Source organism: Streptomyces sp. 8K308 (assembly GCF_004348315.1).
In the GTDB taxonomy this organism is placed as follows: domain Bacteria; phylum Actinomycetota; class Actinomycetes; order Streptomycetales; family Streptomycetaceae; genus Streptomyces.
This window is the reverse complement of the sequence record NZ_SMKC01000270.1, coordinates 1-9,715: the sequence shown is the minus strand read 5'-3', so window position 1 is coordinate 9,715 and position 9,715 is coordinate 1. Positions and strand designations below refer to the sequence as shown.

Below are 9,715 nucleotides of genomic sequence, written 5' to 3'. Positions count from 1 at the left end.
GGCCGGGGGAGGTGCCGGCCAGCAGCGGCAGGTCGCGGGTGGCGCGCGCCGGGTCGCGGTCGCGGGCCAGCAGGGCGAGGAGCAGGATGCGGGCCTGGGCGGGGCGCAGGCTGCCCAGCGGGACGGCGCCGGCCTCGATCAGGTCCACGCCGCCGCCGTTTCCGTAGAGCGCCGCCACCGGTCCCGCGTGCACGCGGGTGGAGAGGCCGACGACGACGCCGGCGGCGGTCAGCCGGGCGACGGCCGCGCAGACGGCGTGGTTGGCGTTGCCGGCTCCGGTGGCCTCGAGCACCACCCCCTGGGCGCCGGCGGCGGTGACCGCGTCCAGGGCCACGGTGTCCGCGCCGGGGTAGCAGGGCACGATGTCCACCCGCACGCCGTCCAGGTCGAGTTCGGCCAGCGGCAGCACGGGGAGCCGGACGGGCCGGGCCGTCAGGGTCACCGCCCCGTCGCGCACCAGGCCGACCGGGCCCGAGTCGGGGGCGGCGAAGGCGGCCGGGGCCAGGGTGTGGGTCTTGCGGGTCCCGCGCGCCGGATAGATCCGGCCGTCGAAGACCACCAGGGCGCCAAGACCGGCGGCCTCCGGCGCGGCGGCGACGCTGATGGCGTCCGCGAGGTTGCGCGGCCCGTCGGTGTCGACGGCGCTGGCGTCCCGCTGCGCGCCAGTGAAGACGACGGGCCGGGGGGCGTCGTGCACGAGGTCGGCCAGGAAGGCGGTCTCCTCCAGGGCGTCGGTGCCGTGGGTGACGACCACCCCGAGCACCTCGGGGTCGGCAAGCGCCTCGTGGGCGCGGGTGACGATCCCCGCCATGTCGGTGGGGGCGAGGAGGTAGCTGCCGACGCGCAGGATGTCGACGCCCTCGACCGGCACGCCGGGCTCGCCGGCGAGTCGGGCCAGCAGCGTCCCGGCACCGTCCACGGCCCGGCTCGCGCCACGCCGGTCCGGGCGCGAGGCGATGGTTCCGCCGGTGGTGAGGACTACGACCCTGCGCACTGGGCGCCTCCCGAGGTTGGGCGAGCAGTTTGGCCAATCGATTGGCCCAATCGATTGGGTCAGTGTGCACGGGCTTCCTGTCGCGGTCAATTACCCCGCTGTTACGATCGCGGGAAAGCGCCGTCCCCCGAGTGAACGCCTGGGCATCTGGCGCGCCCGCCCGGCGTCGGTGATCCCAGTAGCGGAGGCACGATCAGCCATGGCCACGGACCCGCACCGGCCCCAGGTCACCCTGCGGACGCTGGCCGACGAGCTGGGGCTGCACGTGTCGACCGTCTCCCGGGTCCTGCACGCCAAGCCGGACGAGGGCCGCAGGGCCGCCTCGCCGGCCACCATCGCCCGGGTCAGGGAGCTCGCCGACCGGCTCGGCTACCAGCCCAACCCGCATGCCACCAGCCTGCGCACCCAGCGCAGCAATCTGGTCGGGGTGCTGGTCCCGCGGCTGTCCGACCTGGTGCTGGCCACCATCTACGAGGGGATCGAGGAGGCCGCCTCGGAGCGCGGCCTGTCGACCTTCGTCACCAACACCCGCGACCAGCCGCAACTCCAGCGTGAGCACACGGAGATGGTGCTGGCGCGCAGGGTGGACGGCATGATCTTCGGCGACGCGCACGCGGACGGCGCCTTCCTCGCCGAGACGGCGGCCAGGGGGGTGCCGTTCGTGTTGGTCAGCCGGCATGTCGCCGACCATGTCGCGGTCACCTGCGACGACCGTCTCGGCGGGCGTCTCGCGGCCGAGCACCTGCTCTCCCTCGGGCACCGGCGGCTGGCCGTGCTCGCCGGCGAGCGCTACGCGAGCACCGGCATCGACCGCACGGCCGGCTTCGTCGAGGTGTGCCGGGAGGCGGGCGTGGCGGTGCGACCGGAGCACGTGGTGCACTCGCCGTTCGACGCGGCCGGCGGCCGGGAGGCCGCCGAGCGGCTGCTGGCGCTTCCCGGCCCCGCGCCCACCGCGATCTTCGCGGCCAACGACTTCGCCGCGATCGGCGCCATGGGCGCGCTGCGGGACCACGGCCGTCAGGTCGGCTCCGACGTGGCGGTGGTGGGCTTCAACGACACACCGTTGGCCGCCGAGTTGCCGGTTCCGCTCACCAGCGTGCGCTCACCGATGCACGAGATGGGCCGCCGGGCGCTGGAACTGCTGGCCCGGTTGATCGCCGGCGAGCCGGCGGAGTCGGAGCGCCTCGCCCCCACGCTAAAGATCCGCGCCTCCACGACCGGCTGACCCACAGTCTCTTCATCGAACGGGAGGTCCACCCGTGACCACGACCGGCGGCGCGTCCCGCGCCATCCTCATCACCGGAGCCACCGACGGCCTCGGCCGGGCCCTGGCCCACGACTTGGCGGCCACCGGCGGCGCCGAGCTGATCCTGCACGGCCGCAGCCGGGAGCGGCTCGACCGCCTCGCCGCCGAACTCATGGCGGGCGGCGCTGCCGCGCCGCGGACCGTCGTCGCGGACTTCGCCGAGCTCGCCCAGGTCCGCCGCATGGCCGCCGAGGTCCGCGCGACGACGGAGCGGCTCGACGTCCTGGTGAACAACGCCGGCGTCGGCGGCGGCGAGCCGGACGGCCGCACCCGCCGCACCAGCGTGGACGGCCACGAGCTGCGGCTGGCCGTCAACCACCTGGCCGGATTCCTCCTCACCCTCGAACTCCTGCCGCTGCTGCGGGCGTCGGCGCCGGCCCGGGTGGTCAACGTGGCGTCCCTGGGCCAGCAGCCGATCGACTTCGACGACCTGATGCTGGAGCGCGGCTACGACGGCTGGCGGGCCTACCGCCAGAGCAAGCTGGCCCAGATCATGTTCGGCTTCGAACTCGCGGCCCTGCTGCCCGCCGAGGAGGTGACGGTCAACAGCCTGCACCCCGCCACGTACATGCCGACGAAGATGGTTCTGGCCGATCTCGGCCACAGCGTCGACACGCTCGAGGAGGGCGTGGCCGCCACCCGCCGCCTCGTGGTCGCCCCCGAACTCGCCACGACCACCGGCCGGTTCTACGACCGCACCCGGGAGAGCCAGGCCGAAGCCCAGGCGTACGACGCCGACGCGCGGCGGCGGTTGTGGGACCGGAGCGTGGAGCTCACCGGGGCCCCGAGCCCAGCCTGACCGTCAGGCCGTGACCTGGTCGGCCGCCTCGGGGGCGATCAGGTAGCGGGGGAGATGGGCGGGCGCGAAGGCGTGCTCGACGACCATCGCGGCGGCGCCATAGACGCCGGCGCGCTCGCCGGCGCGGGACTGGACGATGCGCAGGTCCTGGGTGGCGAGCGGCAGTGAGCGCTGGTAGACGACCTCGCGGATGCCGGCGATCAGGTGCTCGCCGGCCTGGGAGAGCGCGCCGCCGATGACGATCACCGAGGGGTTGAAGAAGCTGACGGCGGTGGCCAGCACCTCGCCGATGTGGCGGCCGGCCTGGCGCACCAGCTTGAGGGTGGTGACCGAGCCGTTGCGCGCCAGGGTCACCACGTCGGCGCTGTTGCGGGCCTCCATGCCGAGCTCGGCGAGCCGGGTAGCGAGCGCGGCGCCGCTGGCGACGGCCTCCAGGCAGCCGGTGTTTCCGCAGCGGCACGGCACGTCGGCCTCGTGCGGGAGCTGGACGTGGCCCATGTCGCCGGCGGCGCCCTGGGAGCCGCGGTGCAGTCGGCCGTCGGCGATCAGGCCGCTGCCGATGCCGGTGGCGATCTTGACGAAGATCATGTGCTGCTGGTCGTGCCACTGGGTGCGGTGCTCGCCGAGCGCCATGAGGTTCACGTCGTTGTCGACCAGCACCGGGGTGCCGACGAGCTCCTCCACGTAGCCGGGGACGTCGAAGCCGTCCCAGCCGGGCATGATCGGCGGGTTGGTGGGCTTGCCCGAGGCGTGCTCGACGGGGCCCGGCAGGCCGAGGCCGATGCCGAGCAGGTCGGCGCGGGTGCGCCCGGCCCTGGCAAGCAGCCCGTCGCCGTGCTCGCTGACCTGCTTGAGGACCGTCTCGGGGCCGGCGGCGATGTCGAGCGCCAGGTCCTCCTCGGCCAGTACGGTGCCCGACAGGTCGGTGATCGCGGTCTTGGCGTGGGTGGCGCCGATGTCGGCGGCCAGCACGACGCGGGCGGCGGCGTTGAAGACGAAGGTGGAGGGCGGCCGGCCGCCGGTGGAGGGCGCGTTGTCGGTCTGGGTGAGCAGCCCGGAGCCGAGCAGCGTGTCGACGCGCTCGGCGATGGTCGAACGCCCCATGCCGGTCTCCGCGACCAACTCGGCGCGGGTCCGCGGCCGGCCGTCCCGCACCAGCCAGAGCAGCGCGGCCGTGCCCGCCGCCTGTCCGGCGGGGAGGGAGCCGTTCTCCGCCATGGTGGGCCCTGCCCTTCTGTCGCGTCTGCGGGCTTAAGTGCGTGGTCAACGATACAACGTAGGGGGCTTAGTTCAGCTACCGCCCGCGTTTCCACCACAAACCACTGTGCTTTCTATTGACGTCCGGCAAAAGCCTTCCTACCTTGTCGCCCATGACTGGCCCCCCGAAGACGACGACGTCCGGCCCGTCGGCGGCGGAGGACGTACGTGAACCGCTGCTGGCGATGCACGGCATCGTCAAGCACTTCCCCGGCGTGAAAGCCCTCGACGGCATCGACATGGACGTCCTGCCGGGCGAGGTGCACTGCCTCCTCGGCCAGAACGGCGCAGGCAAGTCCACGCTCATCAAGGTCCTGGCCGGCGCCCACCAGCCCGACGGCGGTCGGATCGTGTGGCGCGGCGAGGAGGTCCGCTTCCCGCGCCCGATGGCCGCCCTGAGCCGTGGCATCGCGACCATCTACCAGGAGCTCGACCTGGTGGACGGCCTGTCGGTGGCCGAGAACGTCTACCTCGGCCACGAGCGCGCCCAGTGGGGTTTCACCTCGCGCGGCGAGATCAACGCCGCCACCGGTGAGCTGCTGCGGCGCCTCGGCCACCCCGAGATGTCCCCGACCCAGGAGGTCGGCTCGCTCTCCGCGGCCGGCAAGCAGATCGTCAGCATGGCCCGCGCCCTGTCGCACGACGCCCGGCTGATCGTGATGGACGAGCCCTCGGCCGTCCTCGACCAGGAGGAGGTCAACCGCCTCTTCACGGTGATCGCCGACCTCGCGGCGCAGGGCATCGCGATCATCTACATCTCCCACCGGCTCGAGGAGATCCGGCGGATCGGCGACCGGATCACCGTGCTCAAGGACGGCCGCACCGCGGCCTCGGGACTGCCGGCGGCCGACACCCCGACCGTGGAGATCATCCGCCTGATGACCGGCCGGTCCATCGAGTACGTCTTCCCGGCCCGCGCCGGCGCGGATGCCGTGCCGGCCGAACCGGTGCTCCAGGTCGAGGGGCTCGGCAGGAAGGGCGAGTTCTCCGACATCGGGTTCAGCGTCCGGCCGGGCGAGATCCTCGGCCTCGCCGGGCTCGTCGGCTCCGGGCGCTCCGAGATTCTGGAGACCGTCTACGGCGCCCGCAAGGCCGCCGTCGGCACCGTGCGCGTCGCGGGCCGGACGCTGCGCCCCGGCCGGGTCGGCGCCGCGATGGCCGCCGGGCTCGGCTTCTGCCCCGAGGAGCGCAAGAGCCAGGCGCTGATCCTCGGCGACGCCGTCTACCGCAACATCACGCTCGCCAGCCTAGCCCGCTTCCACCGCGCCGGCTTCATGGACAACACGCGGGAGCGGCGCGAGGCGACCGAGCACACCGAGGCGCTCGACGTGCGGCCCGCCGGCGTCAACCGCCCGGTCGGCAACCTCTCCGGCGGCAACCAGCAGAAGGTCGTGCTGGCCCGCTGGCTGCTGCGCGGTTGCAAGGTGCTGCTGCTCGACGAGCCGAGCCGCGGCGTGGACGTCGGCGCCCGCGCCGAGATCTACGCCCTCATCCGCGACCTCGCCAACCAGGGCATCGGCGTGGTCCTGGTCTCCAGCGAGATCGAGGAGGTCATCGGCCTCTCCGACCGGGTGCTCGTGATCTCCGACGGCCGGATCGTCGCCGAGTCGGCCGCTGAGGACATCGACGAACACCGGGTCCTCGACCTGGTGTTGCAGGGCCAACCGGTCGCCGCGTCAACCGCCGGCGCGGAGCCCGGTGGAATCGAGGAAGCGGGGTGAGCGTGATCCCGCTGGCGCGGAGGCTCCGAAGGAACGAGTCGCCACGGTGAGGGGACGACAGGTGAGCGACGGAGAGAGTGCTGCCCAGCAGGTCGGGCGAAGTCCGCTTCGATTCGGCGGCGCCCCGACCCGTCGTGGCAACAGAGAAGCCAACGAGGAGAGTTCACAGTGAGCGCTCAGACACAAGCCGAGAAGCGGCCCGGCGACGCCGTGCGGGTCGCGCCGCAGGGCGCCGCGCGGGTCGGCGCGCTGCTCTCCAGCCCGGCGGGCCGCAACCTGGGCCTGGTGATAGCCCTGCTCCTGCTGTGCGTGATCGGCGCCGCGACCGCGGGGGACCGGTTCGCCACCTTCGACAACATGATGACGATCCTGCGCCTGGCGTCGGTGGTCGGCGTGGTCAGCGTCGCCATGACGTTCGTCATCACCGGCGGCGGCATCGACCTGTCCGTGGGCGCGGTGATGGCGCTGGCGTCCGTCTGGGCGACCACGTTGGCCACCCAGCAGATGGCGGCCGACTTCCACTGGATCGTCATGGTCACCACGGCCCTGCTGGTGGGCGCCGGCGCGGGCCTGATCAACGGTCTGCTGATCGCCTACGGCCGGATGGCGCCGTTCATCGCGACGCTGGCCATGATGGCGGCGGCGCGCGGCCTCGCCGAGCTCATCTCGGACCGGCAGACCCAGGTGGTGACCGAGACCGGGCTCGTCGACTTCTTCGGCGCCGAGGTCCTCGGCGTCCCGGTCCTGGTGATCATCTTCGCGCTGACCGCGGCGGGCGGCTGGGTGCTGCTCAACCGCACCACCTTCGGCCGCCGCACCCTCGCGGTCGGCGGCAACCCGGAGGCGGCCCGGCTCGCCGGCATCGACGTCCGCCGGCACAGCGCCATCCTCTACCTGCTGGTCGGCCTCGCCTGCGGCCTGGCCGCGGTGATGCTCCTGGCCCGCACCACCGCCGGCACCTCCACCCACGGCGGCCTGTTGGAGCTGGACGCCATCGCGGCCGTGGTGATCGGCGGCACCCTGCTCAGCGGCGGTCGGGGAACCATCGTCGGCACCGTCTTCGGCGTGCTGATCTTCACCACGCTCACCAACGTGTTCATCCTCAACAACCTCGACAGCTCCGCGCAGGCCGTCGCCAAGGGGGCGATCATCGTCGCCGCGGTGCTGCTCCAGCAGCGCGTCGCCGCGCGCGGCAGCAAACCCTGAAGCGGTGCGCGTGCCCGGCGCCCCCGGCCGGGCACGCGCGCCTTCGGCCGCGACACCCGAGCCGCACCACCCCTTCTCTTACGTCACCCTCCTCAGCTCTCACCGGAGACAGTCATGCCCAGAAACAGCACCCGTCGGCGGATGTTCACCCGGGTCGGCGTCGGCCTGGCCGCGGTCAGCCTGCTCGCCGCCTGTACCAGCAACACCCCCGAGGAAAGCGAGGAGGAGACCGACGGCGGCCAGCAGAACGCCGCCAGCTCCAACGACGAACCCGGCGAGAACGTCGTGATCGGCTTCTCCGGGCCCCAGGCCGACCACGGTTGGCTGGCGGCCATCAACAGCTTCGCGGAGCAGACCGCCGAGCAGTACTCCGACGTCGAGCTGCGGATGGCCGAGGGCACCAACGACCCGAGCACCCAGATCAGCCACATCGAGACCTTCATCAACGACGGCGTCGACGCCATCGTGCTGCTGCCCACCGACGGCGCCGCGCTCACCCAGGTGGCCACGCAGGCCATGGAGGCCGGCATACCGGTGGTCAACGTGGACCGCGAGTTCTCCGACGACGCCGCCGCCCGCACCACCATCCTCGGCGACAACTACGGCATGGGCGTCTCCGCCGGCGAGTACGCCTGCCGGCTGGTCGAGGAGAACAACCTGGGCGACGACGCCGTCATCGCCGAGATCGCGGGCATCGACTCGCTGCCGCTCACCCAGGAGCGCTCCCAGGGCTTCGCGGACGCGCTCGAGGTCTGCGGGCAGAACGTCGACAACCGGGTCGCCGCCGAGTTCACCGTCGAGTCGGGCGAGGAGGCCGCCTCCAACCTGCTCCAGGCGGCGAGCGAGATCGACATCATCTGGAACCACGACGACGACCAGGGCGTGGGCGTCAAGGCCGCCTTCGACAACGCCGGCCGCGACGAGTTCTTCTTCATCGGCGGCGCCGGCTCGGCCAACGCCATGCGCTGGATTCAGAGCGGCGAGATGGAGGCCACCGTCATCTACCCGGCCACCCAGGCCGGTGACGGCATCAAGCTCGCCCGGCTGATCGCCCAGGACCGCGGCCTGTCCGACCTGGTGCAGGTCGAGGTGCCGCGCCGCATCGTGCTCGACGCCCCCGTCGTGACCGCCGAGAACGTCGAGGAGTACCTCCCGATGGGCTTCGAGTCCTGACGGCCGTAGGCATGGCCCAAGGGAAAGCCGGAGGTCCCCACCCCTCGACCACGGAGGTCGCATGAGCACGCTCAGCAGCTCGAACAACCGCCCACGCACCGGCCCACAGGACGCCGGCGACACGCTCGGTATCGGCATGGTCGGCTACGGCTTCATGGGCATGGCCCACTCCCAGGGCTGGCGCAACGCCAGAAGCTTCTTCTCCCCGCCGCTGCGCCCCCGGCTCGCCGCGCTCGGCGGCCGGAACCGGGAGGCGGCCGGCGAACTGGCCGACCGGTTCGACTGGCCGGTGGTGGAGACCGACTGGCGGGCGCTGGTGGCGCGGGACGACGTGCACCTCGTCGACGTCTGCACCCCGGGCGACACGCACGCCGAGATCGCCATCGCCGCCCTGGAGGCCGGCAAGCACGTGCTGTGCGAGAAGCCACTGGCCAACACCGTCGCCGAGGCCGAGGCCATGGTGGAGGCGGCGGCCAAGGCGCGGGAGCGCGGGGTGCGGTCGATGCTCGGGTTCACCTACCGCCGGGTCCCGGCCCTCACCCTGGCCCGCCAACTGGTGGCCGAGGGCCGGCTCGGCCGGCTGCGGCACGTGCGGGCCCGCTACCTCCAGGACTGGCTGACCGACCCGTCGGTGCCGTACACCTGGCGGATGTCCAAGGAGCGGGCCGGCTCGGGCGCGCTCGGCGACATCGGCGCGCACGCCGTCGACCTGGCGCAGTACGTCACCGGCGAGCCGGTCACCGGGGTCAGCGCCGTCACCGACACCTTCGTGCGCGAGCGCCCGCTGCCGGACGGCGAGGGCACGGGCGAGGTCACCGTCGACGACGCGGCCGTCTTCTTCGGCCGCCTCGCCGGCGGCGCCCTCGCCAGCTTCGAGGCCACCAGGTACGCCACCGGGCGCAAGAACGCGCTGCGGATCGAGCTCAACGGCGACCGCGGCAGCCTGGCGTTCGACCTGGAGGAGCTCAACGTCCTCCACTTCCACGACGCCACCGCCGACCAGAACGTCCAGGGCTTCACCCGGATCCTGGTCACCGAACCCACCCACCCCTACATCGAGGCCTGGTGGCCGCCCGGGCACGGCCTCGGCTACGAACACGCCTTCGCCCACCAGGCCTTCGACCTGCTGACGGCCATCGCCGACGGCACCGACCCGGCGCCGTCCTTCGAGGACGGCCTGCGGGTGCAGCGGGTGCTGGCCGCGGTCGAGGAGTCCCACGAGGCCGGCGGCGCCTGGACCGCCCTGCCGTCCCCGTCCC

At 73.0% G+C, this 9,715-nt stretch carries 8 protein-coding genes; 6 read left to right on the top strand and 2 right to left on the bottom strand.

The window, feature by feature from the left end; translation table 11 throughout:
- Positions 1 to 994, bottom strand: a 994-nt coding sequence (locus E1265_RS27640) for an asparaginase (protein WP_132933721.1), incomplete at its 3' end; no start/stop codon positions are given.
- Positions 995 to 1,193: 199 nt separating this feature from the next.
- Between E1265_RS27640 and E1265_RS27635 the strand changes: the two genes are divergently transcribed.
- Together E1265_RS27635 and E1265_RS27630 are read left to right on the top strand one after the other, a co-directional pair.
- Entirely contained in the window at positions 1,194 to 2,219 is a 1,026-nt protein-coding gene (locus E1265_RS27635; RefSeq protein ID WP_132933720.1) for a substrate-binding domain-containing protein, read from the top strand.
- A 34-nt stretch (positions 2,220 to 2,253) separates the two neighbouring features.
- On the top strand, positions 2,254 to 3,099 hold the full coding sequence (locus tag E1265_RS27630; protein WP_132933719.1) for an SDR family NAD(P)-dependent oxidoreductase: 846 nt from the start codon (positions 2,254 to 2,256) through the stop codon (positions 3,097 to 3,099).
- Positions 3,100 to 3,102: 3 nt separating this feature from the next.
- Here E1265_RS27630 and E1265_RS27625 read toward each other — a convergent pair whose 3' ends face one another.
- On the bottom strand, positions 3,103 to 4,317 hold the full coding sequence (locus E1265_RS27625) for an ROK family protein (protein WP_132933718.1): 1,215 nt from the start codon (positions 4,315 to 4,317) through the stop codon (positions 3,103 to 3,105).
- Between the two features lie 224 nt (positions 4,318 to 4,541).
- On the opposite strand from E1265_RS27625, the gene E1265_RS27620 reads away from it, so the two are divergent.
- The 4 genes from E1265_RS27620 to E1265_RS27605 all read left to right on the top strand — a co-directional run.
- Positions 4,542 to 6,077 carry a sugar ABC transporter ATP-binding protein gene (locus tag E1265_RS27620; protein WP_132933722.1) on the top strand — a complete coding sequence of 512 codons (1,536 nt, stop codon included), beginning with the start codon at positions 4,542 to 4,544 and terminating at the stop codon, positions 6,075 to 6,077.
- A gap of 210 nt (positions 6,078 to 6,287) precedes the next feature.
- Positions 6,288 to 7,283 carry an ABC transporter permease gene (locus E1265_RS27615; protein WP_243741151.1) on the top strand — a complete coding sequence of 332 codons (996 nt, stop codon included), beginning with the start codon at positions 6,288 to 6,290 and terminating at the stop codon, positions 7,281 to 7,283.
- 114 nt (positions 7,284 to 7,397) lie between these two features.
- Positions 7,398 to 8,456: a substrate-binding domain-containing protein gene (locus E1265_RS27610; protein ID WP_132933716.1), complete on the top strand. Its 1,059-nt coding sequence runs from the start codon at positions 7,398 to 7,400 to the stop codon at positions 8,454 to 8,456.
- A 136-nt stretch (positions 8,457 to 8,592) separates the two neighbouring features.
- A partial coding sequence (locus E1265_RS27605; RefSeq protein WP_207931234.1) for a Gfo/Idh/MocA family oxidoreductase occupies positions 8,593 to 9,715 on the top strand: 1,123 nt, incomplete at its 3' end.